The organism is Streptomyces sp. NPDC024687, assembly GCF_055559055.1.
On record NZ_JBVHLJ010000002.1, the window covers coordinates 671,636 to 692,152 of the forward strand.

Below are 20,517 nucleotides of genomic sequence, written 5' to 3' on the forward strand. Positions count from 1 at the left end.
GGCACCGCTCGCCGCTGCTCCGTTGCAGGTCACAGCCGCTCGGGGTGCTGCTCGCGGGGTGCTCGGGTTTTCGGCGAGCAGTTGACCGAGCGGCTGGTCGAGCGGCTGTGACCTGCGGTCGAGCAGTGCCGAGCACCCCGCGAGCAGTGGACGTTCTAGGTCAAAACAGTCAGCGCTTCGAGCTTGTAGCCGCGCGGATTGATCAGCCCGTCGATGTCGCCGATCGGCACCGGAGCGCCAGCACCGACGTCCTTGAGCGCCTTCCGGAGTGCAGCCGCCGTGAGGTCGCCGTAGAGATCCGGATTGAGATCGGCAAGCGCCTCAGCGAGAGGCTCGGGCCGGATCCGCTCGACGCCAGCCGTAGCCATGACCTCGATCGCGTCGACAACAATCTGCCGGTCGCCGGGGATCACCTTCTGTCCCGATCCCCCGTCGGCAAGGTGCAGCAGCCCGGCGGCCTGCAGCGTATCCCGGTCGAACCACGGACGGCCCGCAGCCTTGCGGTCGGCGACGGCCTGCTGGATGCCGCTGCGGCTGTGCTCGTTCCACCCGTACAGCAGTGGCCGGTCGAGGCCGGGGCCCTTGATGTAGGACTGGCCCGCGTCGTTCTTGATGTCCTTGTTCTGGGCGGGCACCAGCCGGTCGGGCCGGAACCCCTTCGCGGCGGCGCCCTGGCCGAAGACGATGCGGATGTCGTCCCACCGGGACGCCAGCATGATCTTCGTGGTGAAGGTGTCGGCGATCGCATCACCCATGGCGTCGGAGGTGGCGTCCTGACCGGCCGCCACCACGTAGATGCCGGACTGCTTGCCGATACGCAGCAGTTCGATGAACCGCTCCTTGGCCAGCGGGCTCATGTAGATGTACTCGTCGAAGAACCCGACGATCGCCGGGTGCTCCTTGGTCGCCACCCACGTGTCGCCCATACCGAGCCGGTTGCGCACCACGTTGCGGCCCTTGGCCATCTTCACCAGGTGCTCCAGCCACTCCTCGCAGGCCTTGTTGCCGCGGATGGGTGGGGCGGCCATGACGCCTTCGAACTCCCTGAGCCCGTCCTTGACGGGGTCGAAGTCGAGGGCGATCGCGTTGTGGCAGGCGGTGATGACCTCGGCCAGGTCGCGGAGCACGCCGGTGGACTTGGCCGCGCCGGACACGCCGATGACGAGGATGCGCTGACCCTCGATGACGAGGGTGAGGTCGCTGCTGTCCATGCAGCGGCCGAAGTTGTGCGGGGCGGAGATGTCCAGCGAGTTGGGGGCGTGCACGACCGGCTTGGGCATGTCGTCGAACGGGTTGCCGGTGACGAGGCGCAGCACGATGTGGGCGGAGGCTTGCGGGTCGGGGTCGATGAGGGTGCCGCCGTGCTTGATGTTGAAGTGCGTGTCCAGCTGCTCGGCGACGGCGTTGACCTTGCCGGGGGTGGCGCCCTTGAGGATGACGTCGATCTCCCAGAACTTGCCGTGGAAGCCGAGCGCCCGGATCTGCCGGGTATCGATGCCCTCCCAGGCGAGCGCACGGGACACGCAGTCCTCGACCATGCTGTGCGAGGTGCACACGGCCAGCGGGAACGGCTCATCCGACTCGGGATTGTCCTGGTCGGCGACGATCTGCTCGGGGGCAATGTCGGGCCGGTTGATCCGGTAGCGGCCATACCAGGAGACCGCGGCGAACGCGGCGAGCGTGAGCGTGGCCGGGGTCATCCACCACGAGTCGGCCGCGGTGAGGCCCGCGTACTTCACGAGCGCCCACCAGCCGGCCACGTTGAGGCCGGCGACGGCGGCGGCGGTCCAGCCGAGGATCTTCCAGCGGGAGCGGCGCTCGGCCTTGTTCTGGTTCCAGTCGGACTTCTTCTGGATACCGCCCACGGCTTCCTGGAAGTCGTGGGTGCGGACGTACCGCATGCCGAGGTAGCCGATGGCGGTGGCGCCGGCCCAGAACCAGCGCAGCGTGGTGCCGGTGCCGCGCGCCGACAGTCCGATGGCGCGGCCGGTGACGGAGGCGACGACCATCGCCGCGGAGCCGGTCTTCCGCAGCACGGGGAAGGACGGCTCGTAGGGGACGATGATGCCGGGCGGGATGTCCTCGTCGGACAGGTCGTCGGGCACTTCGAGCTCGCCCGGGATCACCTTGGACAGGTCCCAGTCAGCGGGGAAGTCGGGGTGGTCGAGGCTCATGACGGGTCCTTCTGGCGGGTGATTCCGCGTTCGGCGAGAACGGTGTCGAGGAGGCTTCGGGCAGTTGCGATGCGGCATCCGACTGCGCGGGTGACGGCCCGGTTGGAGGGGTGCTTCCGAAGGTCTCGATTGGCTGCGGCGGCATCGGCGACGAGCTTGCGGACGACGTCGAGCCGGTCGTCGGCGACGGATTCGCGGACGCGGTTCGAATCTGCGTCCTTCCCTTGCGGGAAGCGGGTTGTAGCGGTTCCGTCACGCCGCGTCCAGGAGCGCTTCGGAGTCGTCATGGGAAGCACCGGCACCCGGTGCTCGGCCCACTCTCCGGAGCTTCCGGGAACCAGTAGGGCGACCGGCAGGAAGGTGGGCTGTACAGGGGTATGCACCGCGCTGGAGAGCCGCGCCTCGGACGCTTCCGGCGAGACCGAGGCGGAATCGGGAAGCACCGCCTCGGGGGCGTCCGACTGCGTCCTCCAACCTCGCTGCCCGTTCCACGCCTGCGCCCGACGGCGACGGAACGCGGCCCGCTGGGAAGCACGGATCTCACGGATCGACGGCTCCCCCGGCTTGGCCCCGTTCGCCCGCTCCCAAGCCAGCGCGTAGGCCGCTTCGATCTTCATGCCAGTGTTGTCGGCGATGCGGCGGGCCCGGCGCACCAGGATGGGGTGGCGGCGGGCGAGCCGCTTCCAGCGGGCGATCTCGTCCGCGGTCTTGCCGGCCAGGACGGCACGCTTGGACCGCATCGCGACCCACCAGAGGATCATCGCGGCCAGAGAAGCGAGGGCGTAGGCGCCGGCCCGGTACATACCCGGCCCCGAGTTGTCCTCGATGAGGTGCCCGGCGCCGTTGATGGTGGCGGCGATCAGAGTGGTGATCCAGGTGATGCGCATCAGGCCGCGGTAGGGGCGACCCTGCTCGATGGCCTGCCCGGTGAGCCCGGCGAAGGTGAGCACCATGCCCTCGGTGAGGACAGGAACACCTGCGGCGAAGAGCCCCATACCGAGGTGCGCAGCGGCGCCGGCCTGCCCGGACCAGCCCATGATCAGGGAGACGATGACGACGGGCAGTCCCCACAGCGGCACGTGGTGTGCGAGGCGCACCTGGAAGTTGTGCCAGGCGGTACGCCGCTCCTTGCGGCGTTTGGCCCGCGCCTTCTCCTTGTCGGCACGCTGCTGCTGCCTGCGCTCCAGCTTGGCCTGCCGTTCCTGCTCCTTGAGTTGGCGCTGGTGTTCGGCGTCCTTGCGGTTCTCTTCCCTCTCGCGGGCCCGGTCCTCGCGGGCTTCGCGCCGGTCGGCAACCTGGTCGAGTCGCTTCTCTTCCCGCCGCGACGGCCGCGGCGTGGGGGCGCTCTGCTCCTGGTCGGGCTTGGGCCGCCCCTCCCCGAGTTCGGGCGAGGTAACGGGCGTCCCGTTGACCTTCTCGACGGATGCGGCGGTCACGGTGATCGGTGTCCTTTCGGTGAGCGGCGGGGTGGATCAGAGGCAGGCGGCGAGGATGATGACCACCAGGGCAATGAGCCCGGGGATCGCGAAGCTGAGGACTTCCCAAGTGCTTTCGCGCATGGTGGTCATCCCTCTCGGTTGCGGCGGGTGCGGGTGGACCTGTAGCCGAACGGCCCGGGGAGGTCGCAGCTGGTGGTGGTGCGGCCGGTGCTGGACCATGTGCGCTTCGGACCGTTGCGCGGGCCGACCGTGATCGACCACGACTTGGCGTTGATGTTGAGGCGGACACCGGGAAAGACCCGGAAGCTCTTACGGAACGTGATCGGCATGGACAGGCCTTTCGAGGGTCGAGGCGGTGTGGTGGCGGAGGTAGTCGGTGATCTCGCGGATCAGGTCGCCGTCGCCGTCCGGGGCGTCCGGCTCGGGGTCGTCGTCTTCGTCGTCACCGTGGTCGTCGTCGCAGAACTCGCAGACGAGGTCGGCCCAGATCAGGCCGCGACCCCACAGCGTGTGGGCAATCGACCCGGCGAACGCGACGAGACTGCTCGGGCCCAGCGCAATCAGCAGGACGTAGACGGCGAGACTCGTGCACGGCTGGCTGAACGCGAGGTCCACGAGCATGGCGACGAGCAAGACGAACGTGCTGCCTGGCAGGTGAGCCCGGTTCAACAGCACCTGCCGCGGATAACGGGGCAGGTCCCGCCACAGAGCGAGCCAGTCGGCAAGGAGTCGAGGCAGGTGATTCATCGGGCACTCCCGGCGGGTGCGGTACGAGCGCGGTGGAATTCGCGGATGAACTCGTCGGTCAGGCCGGAGCCGACAGACGCCCCGACCGGGCCGATCCCGGTCACCGACGCCGCCCACAGCTCCAACCACGCGGCCCGGGTCGCGACGTAGTTGATGACCGGGCGGGCGGAACGGATGGCGAACACGACAGCCCCGAGGGCGGTCATGACGGCCAGGGCCAGCACCCGCACCGTCCACCGGCCCGCCCAGTCGGCGGCACGGCGCCACCGGCCGGGCTTCGCAGTGATCAGATACGGGTGCATGACGTCAGCCCTTCTTGCTGCGGCGGCGGGGCTTGTCGGGGATGGGGGTCGTGCGGGGCTGGACCGTGGTCATTGGCAGGCCCGAAATCACGTCGAAGGTGAGTCCGAGCTCCAGTTCGTCGTTCGGGTCGGCCTTCTTGGCGCGGCGCTTCGGCACGGGATTCCTCTCGGTTCGGCGAGGGTGGTTGCGTGCCCCGGGCGGGAGTCGATCCCGCGCCCTCACGGCTGGATGCCGGGGCTGTGACTGTGGGTCAGCTCTCGTTGTAGGTGGCGTCGTCGATGTGGACGTTCTTGTAGCCGTCACGCGCCAGCGTGTTGCGGGCCACGTTCTCGGCGTTGCCGCGCGACACGGTGCTGGTCTTGGTCTCGCCTGCGACGCGCGTCCGCTGGCCGCTGCTGTTGGTGGCGAAGCCCGTGTACTTGATCTTGGCCATGGGGGTTCCTCTCGATCGGTGAATGGATGGGGTGGTGCTGGTCGTGCAGGGCGCCGCACCGGTGATGCGCCGGCCAGCAAAGCCAGGAGGTGCCGGGCGGGGCAGGGGGATGGACCCCGCCCGGCGGATCAGGGGGTCAGAGCTCGCCGCGGCGCTCCAGCTCACGGGCGATGTCGTTCTGGTCGGCGATGGCGCCCACCGAGGTGTCTCCGAGGCTCCGCGCGCGGTCGATCAGCCGGTACTCGTTGCGCAGGTTGTCGCTGGTGCGGCTCTTCGTCTCAGCGGCGGCGGGGGAAGGGTTCGAGCGGAATCGCATGTCGTTCTCCTCTTCGAGTGGGCGATGTGGGGCGTGCTGGGTCAGCGCTGTACGACGGGAAGGTGCAGGTCTCGGTGCTGGACGGTGACGGTGTGGCCGCGGCGGCGGAGACGGCGAGCCAGGATTTCGGCAACTACCACCGACCTGTGCCTGCCGCCCGCGCAACCGGATCCGATGACGATCCGGTCGACAGACGGACCGGACGCGTAGGCCGTGACCTGCCGGGTCGTGGCCCGCAGTAGGGCGCGAACCCCGCTCGTGTGGAGCACGGTCCGCTTGACGGGCCGGTCGCGGCCGGTCAGCTGCCTGAGCGCCGGATCGACGTGCGGGTCACGGAACGCCCGCCGCAAGTCGAGCACAACGTCTGCCTCCGGGGCGCCAGCGTGCAGGAACCCGAACGACACGATCTCCACCTCGGCCATCAGGCGGCGGCCGGGTGGTTGACGAGCTCGGCCAGCTGGTCGACGAGACGCGGACCGAACGGGTTCGCGGCGTCGATTTCCTCGGCCCGGGCGACGATCGCGTCCAACACGGCCCAGTCGCCGGTCTTGGCGGCGGCGATCGCACGCACCGTCAACTCGGCGGACTCGTCGCCGCGCACCTCCTCCCAGGAGGCGTCGATCTGGTCGACCAGGAGACCGGCGCGGATCTCACGCACCTCGGCGGAGAAGAGAGCGGCATCGGCGGAGAAGATGAACGGAGACATGGCAGTGCCTTTCGAGTGGTGAACAAGGGAGATGGGGATGGGGTGGGGCACCGCGCCGGCGGGTGCCGTGGGGGTCGGATTTCTCCGCCGACGCGGTGGACTAGGGGGCTACTTAGGCCGGGACTCGGAGCGGTCGTTGACCTCGCGCAGCTTGCGGCGGAGCTCCGCCCACTCGTCGGCGGTCACGACTCGCCGCCGTCGATGACGCGGAGGAGGAAGTCGATGGCGGCCAGCGCCTTCCCCATCCGATCCGCCTGCCAGGCGGTCGCGGCGGCCTCGCCGTCCGGGCGGGACCCCGGCTCAATCTCGGCAAGCAGCTCGCGGGCACGCTCCACGAGGTGGCGGTCGGCGTCGTCCAGGTCGATGCGGCTCACGACTCGCCGCCGTGGTTCGGGACGACGACGAGGAACACGTCCGCGTCGAGATCCATCACGACCTCGGCCGGCTGACCCTCCCGGCGGCGGTCGGCGGCGAACTCCTCCGCCGGCCAACTGCCACGCGGGGCACCAGCAGGGAACCGCTCCAAAACCGTGCGGGCGGCCATCACGCGGCCTCGATCAGGTCGAGGCGGCCGGCGGCGGCGAGGGTGGCCTTGTGGCCGGCCATCAGGTCGACGTAGTGCGCCAGGTCGTCCGCGTGCAGGTCCGACATGATCCCGGTCTGCGCGGCCCGGATCAGCCGGTTCGCGCGGGACTCGGCGCGGCGGTAGTCGGACGCCGCCACGACCAGGTCAGGGATGACACGAAGCGCGCCAGCCTCGATGCCCTTCGGTGCATCCCCAACCGGGGACGTCACCGAACCATGCACCTGGATGAAGGCGCCGACGCGAGGCGGAGTCCCCGTGCCTCGGAACGCGGCCACCAGCTTCGACGAGGCGACCGTGACGATCGCGCTGCCACCCACGCCGTCATCGACCACGAGGCGGACACGGCCGCTGAAAGTACGCAGGCCGGTGATCGCGCCCGCTGCGGTCACGCCGTTCCCGACCGGCACCCGGTCGAGAGTGACCCTGCTGGTGCCGAGAATCGACCGGCGCTCGACGGACAGAAGCCCGAGCTCCGGGAAACGGTCGCCCAGCTTCAGCTCCAGACGGGCCAGAGCAGCCGACGCAGCCAGGGGAAGCGGGGCGGTGGGGGTGGGGAGCTGGGTGGGGGTTGCGGTGCTCATGCCGTCACCGCCTGCGGTGCCTCAGCCTGGTTGTGCAGGCGGGCCGTGCGGGCGGCTGCCCGGATCTTCGCAACGAACGCGGCCAGCTCATCGGCTGCCTCGTCGGCGGCGTCCGGGGTCAGGTACGAGTCGAACGGGGCGCCGTTGCCGAGCAGGACGTGCGCGGTCCGCAGCTCGGGGAGCTCGTGGGACGGGTCGGAGTGGACCCGCACATACAGCTCGTGGACGGCGGTGCCGGGTTCGAGCATCGAGTCGATGCTCCAGCCCACGATGCTGGAGTAGTGGTCAACGTCCTCGATCGCTACCTGCCGGTCCGCGACGTGGTCCTGGGTGCACCAAGCGGTGGGGCACTCGATGTACACCACCTGCGTGTGTCCCGAACGGCCAATCGTCGCCGGGACCAGACGGTGACCCGGCTTGATCGCCGGGAAGGGGTGAACGTTCGTGGGGTGATCGGCGCGCACGGGCGCACCGCTAAGCTTGGTCATGCCGACTCCTTGGTTACGTCAGGGAGGTCGTGCCGGTCCTGTCCTGGTGTGTGGAAGCCCAGGGCAGGGCCACATTCATTTGTGCACACGGTTGCTGGTGGAAGGCAGCTCCGTGGTGGAACTCCACCACCATAACCCGACCTATGGACCGGTGGCAATCCACCGTGCGAAGATTTCGCCATGCCCCATGGAGTCCACAGAATCCCAGCGAAGACGTACCGCCCGGAGCCCGAGCTCCTTGAGCGCGCCAAGGCCGCCGTGGCCGAGGTGGACTCCACCTTGAACGCGCACATCAACGCGTTCTTCCGCTGGCTCACGCATGAGTCAGACGAACTCCCGAAGCGGCCCGACAAGCCGCCAGTCACGCCCTCGTAGTCTCTGGGCTTTGCCGTCAAGATCACTCCTCGGGGTGCGGCGGGGAACCCCGCCTCTCGATACGAGGAGACCGCCCGCGGGCGGTGTGACGGCAGCCTGAGAGTCGATCACTCACAGCTCAATCACAGGCACAGGCAGGGGAGCCATGCCCGAGCAAGCAGCCGAAGCGTTCGTCGCTGAACTCAAGTACTGGCGGGATGTCCGGGGCCTCTCGCAGTCAGCGCTCGCCAGCAGGGTCGGCTACACGCCGTCCTACGTCTCCAAGGTCGAGGGCGGACAACTGGCCCCGTCCACCGCGTTTGCACGCCAGGCCGACGACGTCCTCAACGCGGGTGGTGCCCTTCGGCGCGCCTTCCGCGACCTGGAGGCGACCGGCCGGCCGGCCGTCCCTCATCAGGCACTGAACGGCGAGGATTCGCATACGACGAACCTGATCGTCGAGCACGAGGACACGACGCTCTACTACGACGGCCACACCTACCGGGCCACCCAGCGGCGCAAGCTCTACAACGACTCCCCCGACCCGGTCACCCGCTACCTGATCCGCATCTCCGTGGACCGCTACCCGGGCGACCCCGAGCGGTCGAACCAGCACTACCGGGAGAACCCGCTCACCTGGGACGAGATCGGACTGTCGGCCTCCATCGACGGCGAGCCGCTGACGTGGCGGGTCAAGCACGACCGGGACGCCTTCAAGGAGTTGTGGCTGCTCTTCGGGCAGTACCCGCTCTACCCGGGCGAGTCCGTGTGGCTGGAGTACAGCTACACCGTCGGCGACGACAAGTGGGGGTCTTGGTTCCAGCGCGCGGTCCGTCTGCCCACGCACCGCATGAGCGTCCGCCTCGGCTTCCCGGCCGAGCTCGACCCGGTGGCGTGGGGCACCGAGACGAGCATGACGGCCGAGGCGATGCCGTTCCGCACCGCGATCCGCCGCACCGAAGAGGACGGTCGGCGGGTCTTCTCCTGGTCCACCGAAGACCCGCCCCTGCATGCCCGCTATCGGCTTGAATGGAAGTTCCGAACCCGCCCAAACCAGGAGGAAGACTTGCACGTACTGGAGCCCGAGGCGACCGCGAGCGAGAGGATGCGGGCCGTCGGCATCGTCCAAGAGGGCGACACGATCCTGACCAAGACGGCCCGCCCGTTCGTCCTGCCCGACGAGGCCGAAGACGCTCGCCGGGTCGTCGCCGAACTGATCTCCGCCGCCGAACGGGCCTCCACCGTGCACGTCTTCGGCAAGGGCATGGGTGTCGCCGCCCCGCAGGTCGGCATCGACCGGGCCGCGGCCATCGTCCGCTCCCCCGACGGTGAGTCGATCACTCTGTTCAACCCGCGCATCGTCGAAGAGTCGCCCGACACCGACGAGCAGTACGAGGGCTGCCTCTCCTTCTTCGACGTCCGCGGCAAGGTCCCCCGCCCTCTGGCCATCAGCGTCGAACACACGGACATCAACGGTCAGGAGCGCATCACCATCTTCGAGCGCGGCATGGCCCGCCTCGTAATGCACGAGGTCGACCACCTGCACGGCGTGCTGTACCGCGAGCGAATGCGGGAGGGCGTCACCCCCATCCCCGTCTCCGAGTACCGCGGGACTGGCAACAAGTGGAGCTACGGGGCCGGCCAGTAACCCGGACACACGGAAGCGCCCCACCCGGGACTCGGGTGGGGCGCTTCTCTTTGGCCAGCCTTTGCCTAGATCAGACCGCGCTCGCGCAAATCGCGGATGACGCGTTCGCTCATCTCGCGGATCTCTTCGGCGGTGGTTCCTTTGGCCGTGGCGATGAGGGCGAGCTGCACGACGTCTCGCGCTTGGCTGTCGATGACGTCTTGGGGTAGCGGCGACTTCTGCACTCCCCCGGCACCTGGGACGTCCCCGATGGACACGGGTTCGCCGCCTTCCAGGATCATCAGGCAGCTGCCGGGTGCCCACTGGAGCAGGCCGTCGATCTTCACGTAGTTGGTCTCCCGGATTTCGAGACCCTTTTCGACGCGCTGCCATGTCCGGTTAGAGAGTCCGCCAGCTGCCGCGTTCTTGTCATTGAGGGCGATGCCGAGTTCGGCTCGGCGTCGCCTGGCGATCGCCGCGAGCCTCTCGTAGTCGCGAGTCGATTCGCTGGTCATGCGCCTCAGTATGCCAACGCTGGGCATCTCCCGCTACCCCATGGGACCTAGTTACCCATAGATGTAGCGGGATGCCTAGCGAACGGTCTACTGTGAGACGCGGCGGGCCCGCCCCGAACCGCCAAGAACCGGGCGGGCCCAGTCGATCAATCCACTGTGTCCATACAGATCGGAGAGACCATGCCCATGGTCGCATCCCCAGAAGATCCTGGTGAGAACCGGGGGCTCCAAGTCTTCGCCTTCCGTGGCGCCGAAGTGCGCACCATCATGCGGAACGGCGACCCGTGGTGGGTGGCTGCCGATGTGGCAACCGTCCTGGAAATCGGGCGAACGCACGACGCCGTCCGGTCACTCGACGACGACGAAAAGGGTACGGAGACTATCCGCACCCTTGGTGGTGAGCAGACCATCACCATCATCAACGAACCCGGGCTGTACTCACTGATCCTCCGCAGCCGGAAACCCGAGGCCAAAGCCTTCAAGCGGTGGGTAACGCACGAGGTGCTGCCGTCCATCCGGAAGACGGGTTCGTACTCGGTCGCCGAGGTATCCCGCAAGGACCTGGCCCTCATGGTGATCCAGGCCGAGGAGGAGAAAGAGGCGCTGGCCACCCGGGTCCGGGAGTTGGAGCCGGCCGCGCAGTCGTGGAACGTGCTCGCCACGGCTGACGGGGACCTGGCGGTGGCGGACGCGGCGAAGATCCTCGCCCGGGATCCGCGGATCGAGACGGGCCCGCGGCGCCTGTTCACCATGCTCATCACGATGCGGTGGGCGTACCGGCAGCAGGCCGACAACCGGCCGCGGGCCATGCAGTACGCGATCGAGCGGGGCTGGCTTTCCGAGTTGCCGCAGTCGCACAACCATCCGGAGTCGGGCGAGTTGGTGCTTGATCCGCCGCAGGTGCGGGTGACGGTGAAGGGCCTGCATGAGCTGCACAAGCGACTGGGAGGGGAGGGGCCCCTGCAGCTGTCGGCATAGCCGCCTCCGAAGCGCCCCAACTGCTCTGACGTTGGGGCGCTTCGCTGTCTCCGCGATGATGCCCGCATGACCGACTCCCTCATCGCTGGCGCGGTGATCGCCGACGCCGGCCGTGTCCTCCTGATCCGCCGCGCCTCCCCCGAGGGTGCCCTCGTCTGGTCGTTCCCGAGCGGCAAGGTCGAGCCGGGCGAGACCGCGAGCGAGGCCGCTGCTCGGGAGGTCGCGGAGGAGGCGGGCGTGGTCGTGGCGCCGCTGGTGGTCCTGGGCAGCCGGGTGCATCCCGACACCGGCTGGCGGGTGGTGTACGTGGCGTGCCGTCTGCTGTCGGGCACCGCGCATGCGGCGTCGCCGCGGGAGGTTGCGGAGGTGCGGTGGGTGCGGCTCGACCAGATCCCGGCGCTCGCCCCGGCTGGGCTGTATGGGCCGGTCGGGGCGTACCTGGGCGGGGTGCTTGCCCGCTAGACCGCCTGCTCGGCCGCTGCTGCTGGGGTTGGTGGGTACGGGGTAGCCGTGTGTCGTCTCGGCTGTCGTGTTGTGCCCGTGTGGGCGCGGGGGTCCTGTCTGGTTGGCGCCGTGTGTCGGGGGCAGTGGCGTCGCACGCTCGCGGTATGGGGGATTTCGGCGACGCGGCCGTTGGGTTGGACAAGGCGTATTGGGATCAGCGCGAGGTGGTTGAGGATCGGGCGGAGGCGTTGCGTGTGGGGGCGACGGCTCCGGGGCCGCCGGCACCGCCGGTCTGTCGGGAGTGCGGGCTGACGGCGGACCGGTTCCCGACGTATTCGGATGCGTGGGTGCTGCTTGAGCCGTTGGATCCTGCGGAGGTGTTGCCGGCACATTTTGTGCCGCCGGGCCAGCGGTGGGTGGTTGATGGGAATGGTGTTGCCTGGAATGCGGGGGATGCCGAGCCGGCGCCGGGTGTGGTGTGCCGGATTGCGCACCGTCTGGTGTGTCCGGGCCTGGAGCCGGTGGATTTGTGGCGGTGGCTGACGGCCATGCGGGAGGAGAATGCGCGCCGGGCGCAGCGGCAGGACGCTGAAAGGCTGCCTCTGCTGCGGGAGGTCGAGTTGCCGGACGTGGGCTGAGGTTGGTCTGTCGAACGCAATGTCGTCTGGATGCGTATATGACGGCTACTCGGGTGAGTGCGGCTCATGCTCGAGTGGGAAGGATTCAGTCGATGGTGGTCTTCGACTGGACAGGCGAGTGTGGCCTAGGCCACATTGTCAGACCCGTAGGGGAGACTAGGTTGTCGAGAAAGCTACTGGGGGGTAGGGGCGATTCAGATGACCATCCAAGAGCAGCGAACTTCGGACCATGACGACGATGTCATCACCGAGGTGTCCGAGGAAGAATTCCGCGAGGCCGCCTATGCGGCACTGGACCGGCTCGGCTTGACGTATGCGCAGCTGCGCGACATGGCCAGCCGCCGCGACTTCTCCTCGGCACAAGCCCACTCGCTATGGGTGTCCATCGGCGGTGCACTTGATCTCTGACAAGCTTCGTGATCAGACGACGAGATTCACGACGGAGATCAAGACTCTCCTGAACTGCACCATCGCTGATCACGTCCAGATAAAGGCGGTCGCACTCCAAGTGGGTGACGACCGCCTTTTCATGCTCGGACACCTGCTCGACAAGCGAACACTGACCGCGCACCGGTTCCGCCTCAGGCCGCGGGCAGCGAAGGTCGAACTGTGGATGGACGTCAGCTTCCAACTGCGCCTGGACGCCGAACGCGAGCACCTGATGGTCCACAAGTCGTTCTTCGGCGTCTTCCCGTCCCAGGACGCCAAGCACGGCCTGTTCCACTACGACTACGAGCGCGACAAGGCCGACGGCTACCCGGACGCCCACCTGCAGGTTGACGCCACGTCGGAGATGTTCTCGAAGCTGAACGATCCCCGCTGCGACACGGGCCGCTCGCTGGCGCAGCTGCACTTCCCGGTGGGCGGGAAACGCTTCCGCCCCTGCCTGGAGGACATCATCGAATTCCTGATCGTGGAACGGCTCGTACTCCCCCGCGACGGATGGGAGAAGGTCATCGAGGCCGGCCGTGAAGGGTTCCGCAAGAACCAGCTGATGGCGGCGATGCGGCGCGACCGGGCGACCGTTGAGGCATTCGTCGAGAAGTACGGGATCGGGTCGCAGGCGTAGTGCGCACGCCGGAAGGCCCGACCCGCTGAGGGTCGGGCCTTCGTCATGTCTCACCAGTCTGGGTCGTCGGGCGTGTAGCCGGCGATCCAGAATCCGACGCGTTCCCTCGCGTCGCTGACCGCTTCCCGGGTCTTCCATCGTAGGCGGCGGTGCCACGGCCAGCGGGGTGTGGGCGGGGGTGGTTCCATGCCGGGCGGGAGGGGGATCCCGGCGTCGAGGAGCTGTTCGGCGGTGACGGGGACGGGAAAGCTGAGGCGTTGCACGGTGATGGGCGGCTTCGGGGGCTGGGTGTCGGTCACGGTCACTCCCCCGCGTACTTCTGCGTCCAGTGCGCGCGGTCGTCGGCGGCGGCTTCCCGCACGGACGGCCCGTCGTCGCCAGCTGCCTTCAGGGTGGCGCGCCATCCTTGGAAGTGTTCGGGTTGCACGGTCGTCTCGCCGGGCCCGGAGTGGCTGGCGCGCGCCCAGTACGCCTCGAACGCGTCGAGGACTTCGCGGAGGGTGGCGGCGAGCTGGCAGGCGCGCTGTCCGTTGCTGATGCCCCGGTTGGCGTACTCGCTGTTGCGGCGGATGAGTTCGTCGATCTGCAGCCGGTAGGCGGCGTTCGCTGCGGACTGCTGCCGGTACATCTCCTGCAGTTCCCGTAGCGGGTTGTCCGTCGGGTCGCTGCTGGTGGCGGGGTTGTCCGGGGTTGTCCGGGCGGGGTTCGGCCACCAGCGGCCACCTTGATTGTCGGCGTGGCTGCCGGAGTGGTCGGGGCGCAGGACGCATTCGGTGCGCGCCCCGAGGGGGCCGGGCGACCACTGGCCGCAGCGCTCGGCGGGGGTGATGACGGGCCGGAGTGTCGGCTGGTCGGTCATGCGGCTCTCCTGGCGGGCTCGTTGAGGTCGAGTTCGTCGAAGTGGATGACGGCTCGGCGTAGGGCGATGACGGCGGCGTGGGTGCGGGAGCGGGCGCCGAGCCGCACCTGGGCTTCCTTCAGCCGCAGATGGACGGCTTGCTCGGTGGTGTCCAGGCGGGTGGCGATCTGCCGGCTGGTGTAGCCGGATGCGGCGAGGCGGAGGGCGGCGGTCTGGCCGGGGCTGAGGGGCTTGCCGGTGTAGCCGGGTGATCTCACGTCCGCCTCCCGGGGGTTCGTCCGCTGGGTGCGCCTTTGATGCGGCCGTTGGGTGTGAGGTGGCCGTCGGCGGTGGCGAGCATGCGGACAGCTTTGGCGATGACGTCGCGTTTGCGTTGGCCGCGGTAGCAGCGGGTGAGGATTTCGGCGAGGTCGGGGTCGAGGTAGACGGGCGTTTGCGGTGCGGTCACAGCTGCGCCTTTCGGGTGGGGGCCGGGCCGGTGAGGGCCCGGCGTGCGGGGGTCAGTGGGTGTGGCGGATGCATCCGCAGCGGGGTGGGCAGGTCCAGCGGGCGTCGCCGTTGTGGTGCTTGCCCCACCGGTGGCGTTCTCGGCCGCAGGCGATCTCCCGGATGACGCCGTCGGGGGTGTCGATTTCGGCGTGGGATCGGCAGGGCGCCGAGTTGTGGGGGTCGGGGATGGATGGGTGTGTGCGGGTGAGGTGTTCGTCGAACTGGCTGGCGGGGATGGCCGGGTGGCCGGGGCACCAGATGCAGGTTTCTTGCAGCTCGGTCATGCGGCTTCCTTGGGTTGGGTTCGTGTGGGTCGACGGTGTGCCGGGCCCGGTGCGAGCCCGGCACGAGACGGGGTCAGCGGGCGGCGGTTTCCATCTGCCGGGCCCGGTCGGCGGCGGCCTCAAGCAGGTGGGCCAGCTGCTGCTCGTTGTGGGTGGCGAACCATTCGGAGATCACCTCGTGGGCGTGGCCGACACGCTGCGAGAAGTACCCGGCCTCCCAGGTCTCGTCGGGCCAGCCGTGGTCGGTGACTTCGGGGTCGATGAGGCCGCCGATGAGGATGAGAGCGACGCCTTCGGCGATGGCGTGGTCGGGGGTGATGACGGCCGCGAAGTCCTCGAAGGTGGTGGTGCCGAAGAGGGCGCGGCGGAGGGCGAGGAAGGGTCCGTGGTCGGCGTATCCGGCTGCTTCGGCGAGGGCGCGGGACAGGGTGGGTGCGGTGGGGAGGTCGGCGAGTTCGGCGACGGATATGGGCATCAGTGGGCCTCCTGCTCGTCTTGAAAGCCGTGTGCGCCCGCCTGCGGCCCGTTCTGGGGGTTCAACCCTCCCGAGATACCGGCTGCGGGGGTTGAGGCGCTCCTGGGGCCGTCTGGGCCCGTTCCTGGCGCCGAGTTGGTGGTGTGGGAATCCCCGGTCATGCTTCACTCCTTGATCCAGTTCCGGTTTGCGGTGATTCGACGCCCATGCGGAACGCGGCCAGCTCCACCGCCTCCGCAATCGACAGCTCGCCGTCCGACTCGGCCCACATCTGCGCGGCCCGACGGGACAGTTCGTCGGCGAGGGCCTGCTGCTCGACGGTCATCTGCGGGCGGCCCTTGCGGGAGCGGCAGCCGGGCTGGAAGTCGGCGACCGTCACGGGGCCTCCTTCGGCTGCGGCGCCCCACCAGCAGGCGGGGTGGTGTTGCGGGTCTCGGCGGCCACACGACGCAGCTTCTCCAGCTCAACGCGCATCTCCTCGCCGAGTCGGTGCAGCGCGTCGAACGCCTCGGACTTCACCGGGACGCCGTCGTCGTCCAGGCCCCGGTCGTAGTCCCACTTGCGCCGGTGGGCCTCGGCAGTGAAGTGCAGCAGCAGAGCCTCGGCCTTCCACGACCGCACGTCTGCTCGGTCGACGCTCGCGGGCAGCACAGCGGCGCGGCGGGCCACCCCTTGGAGCGCGGTCCGGTACTGGTACGCCTCCGCCTGCGCTCGCAGGAGTTCAGCAGGCAGCACGGCCAGGACGGCGTCGGCCATGTACGCGACCGCGGCGGCCTCGGTCATGCCGCCGAGCCCGGGACGGCGGGCGTCGGATAGCGCCTGGGCGATGCGGTCGCGGAGCTCGGTTCGGTCGGTGGCGGGCTTGGGCTGGGTCATCGGAGGCTTCTTTCGGTCGTGCCCGGCGGGCGGGCTACGGTCAGGGATGGCCGGCCCGGGGGGCAGTGGCGGGCCGGGTGTGGGTGGGGTGCGCGGGCGTGGGATGCGGGCCAGTCAGGCGGCTAGCGGTAGCGCCGGGAAAGCAGCTGCGGGCCGCTGTCGTTGGCGTAGGCGGAGCGGCAGCCCGCATCGCAGAAGGCGGCGTCGGACCGTTTGCGGAGCCGGCGGTGCGGGCCGCCGGTGGTGGCGCACGGCTTCTGGCCGGTCTGGCAGCCGGTGCACCAGTCGATGGGGTCGATGTGGTCGCCGCACCAGGCGCAGCGTCGGGCGCCGTCGCCGTACACGACCGCGGTCTCGGCCCGCCGGCTCGCGTAACGATTCCTCACGCGCCTGCTCCGTTCCGGTGGTTGGTGTGCATGGGTTGCTCCTGGGGTCGCGGGTAGGGTGCGGGGCAGAGCTGGGCGCGGTTGCTGCGCGCCCAGCTCGCGGCATTCACGGGGCGGGAGTGGCGGGCGTCTCGTCCTCGGCGCCCGTCGTGTCGAGCAGGTGCCGGATGCGTGCGGCCACCGGGTGCACCGCGTCCGGCCCGGCCAGATGGCGTGCGGTCTCGTCGAGGCTGGCGGCGAACTCCAGCACCCGCTCGATCGCTTCGGTCTTCCGGCGCAGCGCCTTGCAGGCCTGCTCGTAGGCCCATGCGGTCGGGTACGGCTGCTGGTCATGGGCGATGGCGAGGTCCCTCTCACGGCGGAGCTCGGCCTGCTCTGCGTCGGCTACGGCGAGAACGGCGTCGAGCACGAGATCCATCTCGCGGTCCAGGCGCTCGGTGTGCTCGCCGTCCCAGCCGTTCTGTCGCATGAGCGCGAACAGTGGGGTGGCGTACCGCTCGCGGCGGTCAGTGGGCTGGTCGCTCATCGCTGCACCCCCGCCTTTGCGAGGCGCTGCGTGCAGTCGGCCCAGGCGACGACGGCCGGAAACTCGGCGGCGTTCGGCAGATCCGAGCAGGCCTCGCAGGCCTCCATCTCGCGGAAGTGCGAGCAGGACTCCTTGCCGGGGATCTCGTCGCCGTCGTCGGTGAAGTACTCGTCGCACTCCCGTTCCAGGCACTCCAAGTCGGCGACGTCAACGGTCACCGGACGGTGCTGCGGCTCCTGGGCGGCTGCCGGTTCGGGCTTGGCGGCGCCCGTCCAAATTCGGGGGCGAGCCGAGCAGGCGAGCCAGGGAACGAACTCGCCGTTCTCCTCGGAGCAGGCGCCACAGGCCTTCCCGGCGGGTGCGTCGAGGCAGATGCGGACGTCCTGCGGGCTACCGGTGTGGCGGGCGGACGTCAACTCGTCCCAGGCATCCCACTCGGGGGTGTCGTCGTCGGGCTCGGCGCCGTGCGGGCACTCGTCGCTGCCGATCTCGTGGAACCAGGCCTCGGGCTTGTGGTCTTCGGCGGTGGTCATCTGGTGCTCCTTCGGATTGGTGAGGCGGGTCAGGCGGCGGTGGTGGTTCGGTCTTCTGCGCGCCAGCGCCAGACGGTGCGGCGGTCCACGCCGATGAGTTCGGCGACCTCGTCGACGGGAGCGTCTTGTTCGGCGAGCCGGCGGGCGGCGATGCGGCGGCCGAGCCGGGTGAGCCCCCAGTCGGGAAGCCGGTGCTCGACCACGAAGTCGATGTCGGAGTCGTCGGCCGTCGACCAGGTCTCCTTGCTGGCGTGCCAGGCGCTCATGCGGCGGTGGCCTCTGCTTCCTGGTAGCGGCGGTCGTGGACGGTGGTGCGGGCCCGGCCGTCCTCGTGGCACGGAACCTCTGGGGTGACCTGGCACTGCGGGCAGCAGGCCGTGGCCTCAGCCCACGCGGACCGGCGCTGCGGGTGCGGCTCGGTCAGAAGCCGGCCGGAGGTGCGCAGCCGGCACGGCTTGTGCGCGGCCACGCCGCAGTGCGGGCAGGGGACGGCGCGGGCCGGGTCCTGCTTGGCGCGCATGAAATGCCGCAGGGACTCGGGCATCGGGGCACCGGCGTGAAGGGTCATCGGGTCTCCTCCGGGTCGATCAGGGCGGCGGTGCTGCGCATGGTCGACGCGGTTTCGGTCGCGGTCCCGAGCGCGGCATCCAACTCGTCGGCGGCCGCACGCTGCTGCTCGGCGAGCTGGTGGGCGTGCCGGTCCTTGATCTGCTTCAGGAGGCGCTCGGCTTCAGCTCGACCGCCGGTGATGAGCTGGCCACTGATGAAGAGTTCGATGGCGAGCTCGTCGGGCGTCATGGTCAGGTCGGGCTTCTTGGTCATCGGGTCTCCTCGGGAGGGCAGTTGCCGCAGTCGCAGGGCTGGTCGGGGTTGTGCTCTTCGTTGCGGTAGTGGTGGATGGCCGCATCCCAGACGGGCTTCGGGATGGACCGCTCCGGAGGCGGGCCGGGCGGAGAGGTGCCCGTCGGCCAGGCGCCGGGACGGTGGCCGGGCGGCTTCAACACCGCGGGCTTTGCCGGGGGTTGGCGGCGGGACTTCCCGGTGGCGATCTGCGCCCGCATGAACGCCCGCAAGTCCGCGCCGCCGCTCTCGGCGCGCATCGCCTTGATGTCCTCGACCTCGGGCTCCCAGTCGGCGCTCACGAGGCGGCCTCCTCGTCGACGATCACCGCGTCGGGGATGTCCTCGACCTCACGGGCGAGGCTTCGAGCCGAAGCCGCCTTACGGCGTTCCATCTCGGCCTGCTCTGCGGCCGGGTCCGTGTCGCCCGCTCGGGCTGCGTGCGGTGCACGCTCGCTGCCGCCAGGAGTCCGGCACGGCCGGCCTATCGCCGCCTTGCACTTCGGGCACGCGGCTCCGAGCGGGCCCGGCCGTTTCACCGCGGCGATCTCACCCGGGACCTGGCGGCCGATGCCAGCGACGAGTTCGGCGACGGGGCGGCGCTTCATCTCGATGCCGTCCGCGGCACGGACCCGCATACCGCGGAGCGCCGAGAGGTACGCCTGAACGTCGTCCGGGTCCGCGTCCGGGATCTCCGCCGACAGGCCAGGACCCTGAAAGTCCGCGGCACGCTCGTCTCGCTGCTTGCGGATCTCGGCGATGATCTCCGAGGGGCTGACGAACGGCTGCTTGCGGGCAACAGCGGCAGCAGCGGCACGGGCGTCGGCGAGGGCGAAGTCCGCGAGGACGTCGTGCCAGGCGTCGGGCGTGTACTCGTCGAACTTCTGGCCGGGGCACAGGGCCCGCACGTAGCGGGCGAGCACCACAGCTTCGTCGGGGGTCATGAGGATTCCTGCTCCATTCGGGCTTTGGCCCGCGTCATGGCGCGGTCGAAGAGGTCGTTGGTCTCTTGCTGCTGGCGGCTGCCGGTCAGCGAGTTGCGGAGTGCGACGACGTTGCTGCCGTCGGAGGTGCTTCCGAGCTCGACGGGTGTGCGCATCGCGTGCCAGCCGTCGTAGAACCAGCGGGAACTGAACGGCGGCGGGTTGGCGCCCTGCTCGGCCTTGAGCGCTTGCTCGACCATCAGCGGGATGCCAAGTCGCTTGATGTCGTTGATCACGCGGATCATGTCGTCGCCGAGGAACTTCCAGGGCAGGTTGATCCCGGCCCCGCTCATGGCGTCCTGGAGGCGGGTGATGTCCTCGGGAAGCCGGGCTTCTTCCACACCTCGGGCCGCCGAGCGTCGATCTTGTCGAGCCGGCCGGTTGTTGTGGTGGTTCCCTGACGGTTCCCTTGACGGTTCTACTGGTGGTTCGGGTGCACTCTGGACGCTGTTTCGCGTCGCAGAGTGCGCTGTTTCGCGCAGATCTGACGCTGTTTCCTGCTCAAAGTGCGCTGTTTCCGAGTCCGATACCGCGTCAGATGTGCGCTGTTCCTCGGGAGTAACCGCGTCAGATGTGCACGGTTTGGGGATGATCCGGTAGCGGTTCGAGCGGTGCCGGCCGCCGCCGTTCTCGACCACCAACTCGCCGTCCTCGACGAGTGCGGCAATCCCCTTCTGGACCGCGCGGCGAGACAGCTTGGTCCGATCCATGAGGTCGTCGATGGAAGGCCAGGCAAGGCCCTTGTCGTCCGCCCGGTCGGCCAGCGCGAGCATGACCAGCCGCGCCCCGTTACGGGACTCGGACCGGGCCCACACCCAGTTGGTGACCTTGATGCTCACGGGATCTCTTTCCGATCGCAGGGATGGCGG

Annotated in this window: 39 protein-coding genes; 7 read left to right on the forward strand and 32 right to left on the reverse strand. The window is 69.3% G+C overall.

Going from position 1 to position 20,517, the window contains the following annotated elements:
- Nucleotides 1–155 precede the first annotated feature (155 nt).
- The 14 genes from ACZ39I_RS09615 to ACZ39I_RS09680 form a co-directional block, all read right to left on the reverse strand.
- The gene (locus tag ACZ39I_RS09615; RefSeq protein ID WP_467243889.1) at nt 156–2,174 is read right to left on the reverse strand and encodes a hypothetical protein; all 2,019 of its coding nucleotides are present in this window, start codon (nt 2,172–2,174) and stop codon (nt 156–158) included.
- Nucleotides 2,171–3,610, reverse strand: a complete 1,440-nt coding sequence (locus ACZ39I_RS09620) for a hypothetical protein (RefSeq protein ID WP_467243890.1) — start codon at nt 3,608–3,610, stop codon at nt 2,171–2,173. The genes ACZ39I_RS09615 and ACZ39I_RS09620 overlap by 4 nt, the downstream gene beginning before the upstream one ends.
- Nucleotides 3,611–3,738: 128 nt before the next feature.
- Entirely contained in the window at nt 3,739–3,942 is a 204-nt protein-coding gene (locus ACZ39I_RS09625; protein WP_467243891.1) for a DUF4236 domain-containing protein, read from the reverse strand.
- On the reverse strand, nt 3,923–4,360 hold the full coding sequence (locus ACZ39I_RS09630) for a hypothetical protein (RefSeq protein ID WP_467243892.1): 438 nt from the start codon (nt 4,358–4,360) through the stop codon (nt 3,923–3,925). Before ACZ39I_RS09630 ends, ACZ39I_RS09625 begins: the two co-directional genes overlap by 20 nt.
- The gene (locus tag ACZ39I_RS09635; protein ID WP_467243893.1) at nt 4,357–4,662 is read right to left on the reverse strand and encodes a hypothetical protein; all 306 of its coding nucleotides are present in this window, start codon (nt 4,660–4,662) and stop codon (nt 4,357–4,359) included. Before ACZ39I_RS09635 ends, ACZ39I_RS09630 begins: the two co-directional genes overlap by 4 nt.
- Nucleotides 4,663–4,666: 4 nt before the next feature.
- The gene (locus ACZ39I_RS09640) at nt 4,667–4,819 is read right to left on the reverse strand and encodes a hypothetical protein (RefSeq protein ID WP_467243894.1); all 153 of its coding nucleotides are present in this window, start codon (nt 4,817–4,819) and stop codon (nt 4,667–4,669) included.
- 94 nt (nt 4,820–4,913) lie between these two features.
- Complete coding sequence (locus ACZ39I_RS09645; protein ID WP_467243895.1) at nt 4,914–5,096, reverse strand: hypothetical protein; 183 nt, start codon at nt 5,094–5,096, stop codon at nt 4,914–4,916.
- Between the two features lie 136 nt (nt 5,097–5,232).
- Entirely contained in the window at nt 5,233–5,412 is a 180-nt protein-coding gene (locus ACZ39I_RS09650) for a hypothetical protein (protein WP_467243896.1), read from the reverse strand.
- A 41-nt stretch (nt 5,413–5,453) separates the two neighbouring features.
- Nucleotides 5,454–5,816 carry a RapZ C-terminal domain-containing protein gene (locus ACZ39I_RS09655; RefSeq protein ID WP_467243897.1) on the reverse strand — a complete coding sequence of 121 codons (363 nt, stop codon included), beginning with the start codon at nt 5,814–5,816 and terminating at the stop codon, nt 5,454–5,456.
- 17 nt (nt 5,817–5,833) lie between these two features.
- Nucleotides 5,834–6,118, reverse strand: a complete 285-nt coding sequence (locus tag ACZ39I_RS09660) for a hypothetical protein (RefSeq protein WP_467243898.1) — start codon at nt 6,116–6,118, stop codon at nt 5,834–5,836.
- A 182-nt stretch (nt 6,119–6,300) separates the two neighbouring features.
- Nucleotides 6,301–6,492, reverse strand: coding sequence for a hypothetical protein (locus ACZ39I_RS09665; RefSeq protein WP_467243899.1), 192 nt, complete (start codon nt 6,490–6,492; stop codon nt 6,301–6,303).
- On the reverse strand, nt 6,489–6,662 hold the full coding sequence (locus tag ACZ39I_RS09670) for a hypothetical protein (RefSeq protein WP_467243900.1): 174 nt from the start codon (nt 6,660–6,662) through the stop codon (nt 6,489–6,491). Before ACZ39I_RS09670 ends, ACZ39I_RS09665 begins: the two co-directional genes overlap by 4 nt.
- On the reverse strand, nt 6,662–7,285 hold the full coding sequence (locus ACZ39I_RS09675; protein WP_467243901.1) for a hypothetical protein: 624 nt from the start codon (nt 7,283–7,285) through the stop codon (nt 6,662–6,664). Before ACZ39I_RS09675 ends, ACZ39I_RS09670 begins: the two co-directional genes overlap by 1 nt.
- Nucleotides 7,282–7,773 carry a DUF6907 domain-containing protein gene (locus ACZ39I_RS09680; protein ID WP_467243902.1) on the reverse strand — a complete coding sequence of 164 codons (492 nt, stop codon included), beginning with the start codon at nt 7,771–7,773 and terminating at the stop codon, nt 7,282–7,284. The genes ACZ39I_RS09675 and ACZ39I_RS09680 overlap by 4 nt, the downstream gene beginning before the upstream one ends.
- A 180-nt stretch (nt 7,774–7,953) precedes the next feature.
- On the opposite strand from ACZ39I_RS09680, the gene ACZ39I_RS09685 reads away from it, so the two are divergent.
- Nucleotides 7,954–8,148 carry a hypothetical protein gene (locus ACZ39I_RS09685; RefSeq protein WP_467243903.1) on the forward strand — a complete coding sequence of 65 codons (195 nt, stop codon included), beginning with the start codon at nt 7,954–7,956 and terminating at the stop codon, nt 8,146–8,148.
- 145 nt (nt 8,149–8,293) lie between these two features.
- The gene (locus ACZ39I_RS09690) at nt 8,294–9,775 is read left to right on the forward strand and encodes a peptide deformylase (RefSeq protein ID WP_467243904.1); all 1,482 of its coding nucleotides are present in this window, start codon (nt 8,294–8,296) and stop codon (nt 9,773–9,775) included.
- Nucleotides 9,776–9,840: 65 nt separating this feature from the next.
- On the opposite strand, the gene ACZ39I_RS09695 is transcribed toward ACZ39I_RS09690, so the two are convergent.
- Nucleotides 9,841–10,269, reverse strand: a complete 429-nt coding sequence (locus ACZ39I_RS09695) for a hypothetical protein (RefSeq protein WP_467243905.1) — start codon at nt 10,267–10,269, stop codon at nt 9,841–9,843.
- A 180-nt stretch (nt 10,270–10,449) separates the two neighbouring features.
- Here ACZ39I_RS09695 and ACZ39I_RS09700 point away from each other — a divergent pair, with 180 nt between their 5' ends.
- The 5 genes from ACZ39I_RS09700 to ACZ39I_RS09720 all read left to right on the forward strand — a co-directional run bounded on the left by ACZ39I_RS09700 (nt 10,450) and on the right by ACZ39I_RS09720 (nt 13,398).
- Entirely contained in the window at nt 10,450–11,247 is a 798-nt protein-coding gene (locus ACZ39I_RS09700) for a BRO family protein (RefSeq protein WP_467243906.1), read from the forward strand.
- Between the two features lie 66 nt (nt 11,248–11,313).
- Entirely contained in the window at nt 11,314–11,709 is a 396-nt protein-coding gene (locus ACZ39I_RS09705; RefSeq protein WP_467243907.1) for an NUDIX hydrolase, read from the forward strand.
- A 146-nt stretch (nt 11,710–11,855) separates the two neighbouring features.
- Nucleotides 11,856–12,329 (forward strand): DUF6083 domain-containing protein, encoded by a 474-nt coding sequence (locus tag ACZ39I_RS09710; protein WP_467243908.1) that lies wholly within the window; start codon nt 11,856–11,858, stop codon nt 12,327–12,329.
- A 198-nt stretch (nt 12,330–12,527) separates the two neighbouring features.
- Nucleotides 12,528–12,737 (forward strand): hypothetical protein, encoded by a 210-nt coding sequence (locus tag ACZ39I_RS09715; RefSeq protein ID WP_467243909.1) that lies wholly within the window; start codon nt 12,528–12,530, stop codon nt 12,735–12,737.
- A gap of 121 nt (nt 12,738–12,858) precedes the next feature.
- A complete protein-coding gene (locus ACZ39I_RS09720; protein ID WP_467243910.1) occupies nt 12,859–13,398 on the forward strand; it encodes a hypothetical protein in 540 nt (179 codons plus the stop codon).
- Between the two features lie 50 nt (nt 13,399–13,448).
- Here ACZ39I_RS09720 and ACZ39I_RS09725 read toward each other — a convergent pair whose 3' ends face one another.
- The 17 genes from ACZ39I_RS09725 to ACZ39I_RS09805 form a co-directional block, all read right to left on the reverse strand.
- Nucleotides 13,449–13,697: a hypothetical protein gene (locus tag ACZ39I_RS09725; RefSeq protein ID WP_467243911.1), complete on the reverse strand. Its 249-nt coding sequence runs from the start codon at nt 13,695–13,697 to the stop codon at nt 13,449–13,451.
- A gap of 2 nt (nt 13,698–13,699) precedes the next feature.
- Nucleotides 13,700–14,257, reverse strand: a complete 558-nt coding sequence (locus tag ACZ39I_RS09730; protein ID WP_467243912.1) for a hypothetical protein — start codon at nt 14,255–14,257, stop codon at nt 13,700–13,702.
- Entirely contained in the window at nt 14,254–14,514 is a 261-nt protein-coding gene (locus ACZ39I_RS09735; RefSeq protein ID WP_467243913.1) for a helix-turn-helix domain-containing protein, read from the reverse strand. Before ACZ39I_RS09735 ends, ACZ39I_RS09730 begins: the two co-directional genes overlap by 4 nt.
- Nucleotides 14,511–14,705 (reverse strand): hypothetical protein, encoded by a 195-nt coding sequence (locus tag ACZ39I_RS09740; RefSeq protein ID WP_467243914.1) that lies wholly within the window; start codon nt 14,703–14,705, stop codon nt 14,511–14,513. Before ACZ39I_RS09740 ends, ACZ39I_RS09735 begins: the two co-directional genes overlap by 4 nt.
- Nucleotides 14,706–14,757: 52 nt before the next feature.
- Complete coding sequence (locus ACZ39I_RS09745) at nt 14,758–15,030, reverse strand: hypothetical protein (RefSeq protein WP_467243915.1); 273 nt, start codon at nt 15,028–15,030, stop codon at nt 14,758–14,760.
- 73 nt (nt 15,031–15,103) lie between these two features.
- Nucleotides 15,104–15,505 carry a hypothetical protein gene (locus ACZ39I_RS09750; protein WP_467243916.1) on the reverse strand — a complete coding sequence of 134 codons (402 nt, stop codon included), beginning with the start codon at nt 15,503–15,505 and terminating at the stop codon, nt 15,104–15,106.
- Nucleotides 15,506–15,662: 157 nt separating this feature from the next.
- A complete protein-coding gene (locus ACZ39I_RS09755; protein ID WP_467243917.1) occupies nt 15,663–15,884 on the reverse strand; it encodes a hypothetical protein in 222 nt (73 codons plus the stop codon).
- Nucleotides 15,881–16,381, reverse strand: a complete 501-nt coding sequence (locus ACZ39I_RS09760; protein WP_467243918.1) for a hypothetical protein — start codon at nt 16,379–16,381, stop codon at nt 15,881–15,883. Before ACZ39I_RS09760 ends, ACZ39I_RS09755 begins: the two co-directional genes overlap by 4 nt.
- Before the next feature lie 122 nt (nt 16,382–16,503).
- A complete protein-coding gene (locus ACZ39I_RS09765) occupies nt 16,504–16,767 on the reverse strand; it encodes a hypothetical protein (RefSeq protein ID WP_467243919.1) in 264 nt (87 codons plus the stop codon).
- Nucleotides 16,768–16,873: 106 nt separating this feature from the next.
- Nucleotides 16,874–17,293: a hypothetical protein gene (locus tag ACZ39I_RS09770; protein WP_467243920.1), complete on the reverse strand. Its 420-nt coding sequence runs from the start codon at nt 17,291–17,293 to the stop codon at nt 16,874–16,876.
- Entirely contained in the window at nt 17,290–17,826 is a 537-nt protein-coding gene (locus ACZ39I_RS09775) for a hypothetical protein (RefSeq protein WP_467243921.1), read from the reverse strand. Before ACZ39I_RS09775 ends, ACZ39I_RS09770 begins: the two co-directional genes overlap by 4 nt.
- Before the next feature lie 29 nt (nt 17,827–17,855).
- Nucleotides 17,856–18,092 carry a helix-turn-helix domain-containing protein gene (locus tag ACZ39I_RS09780; RefSeq protein ID WP_467243922.1) on the reverse strand — a complete coding sequence of 79 codons (237 nt, stop codon included), beginning with the start codon at nt 18,090–18,092 and terminating at the stop codon, nt 17,856–17,858.
- Complete coding sequence (locus ACZ39I_RS09785) at nt 18,089–18,394, reverse strand: zinc finger domain-containing protein (RefSeq protein ID WP_467243923.1); 306 nt, start codon at nt 18,392–18,394, stop codon at nt 18,089–18,091. The genes ACZ39I_RS09780 and ACZ39I_RS09785 overlap by 4 nt, the downstream gene beginning before the upstream one ends.
- A complete protein-coding gene (locus tag ACZ39I_RS09790) occupies nt 18,391–18,648 on the reverse strand; it encodes a hypothetical protein (RefSeq protein ID WP_467243924.1) in 258 nt (85 codons plus the stop codon). Before ACZ39I_RS09790 ends, ACZ39I_RS09785 begins: the two co-directional genes overlap by 4 nt.
- Complete coding sequence (locus tag ACZ39I_RS09795) at nt 18,645–18,968, reverse strand: hypothetical protein (RefSeq protein ID WP_467243925.1); 324 nt, start codon at nt 18,966–18,968, stop codon at nt 18,645–18,647. The genes ACZ39I_RS09790 and ACZ39I_RS09795 overlap by 4 nt, the downstream gene beginning before the upstream one ends.
- Nucleotides 18,965–19,609: a zinc finger domain-containing protein gene (locus ACZ39I_RS09800; RefSeq protein ID WP_467243926.1), complete on the reverse strand. Its 645-nt coding sequence runs from the start codon at nt 19,607–19,609 to the stop codon at nt 18,965–18,967. The genes ACZ39I_RS09795 and ACZ39I_RS09800 overlap by 4 nt, the downstream gene beginning before the upstream one ends.
- Nucleotides 19,606–20,487, reverse strand: coding sequence for a helix-turn-helix domain-containing protein (locus ACZ39I_RS09805; protein WP_467243927.1), 882 nt, complete (start codon nt 20,485–20,487; stop codon nt 19,606–19,608). Before ACZ39I_RS09805 ends, ACZ39I_RS09800 begins: the two co-directional genes overlap by 4 nt.
- Between the last annotated feature and the right edge of the window lie 30 nt (nt 20,488–20,517).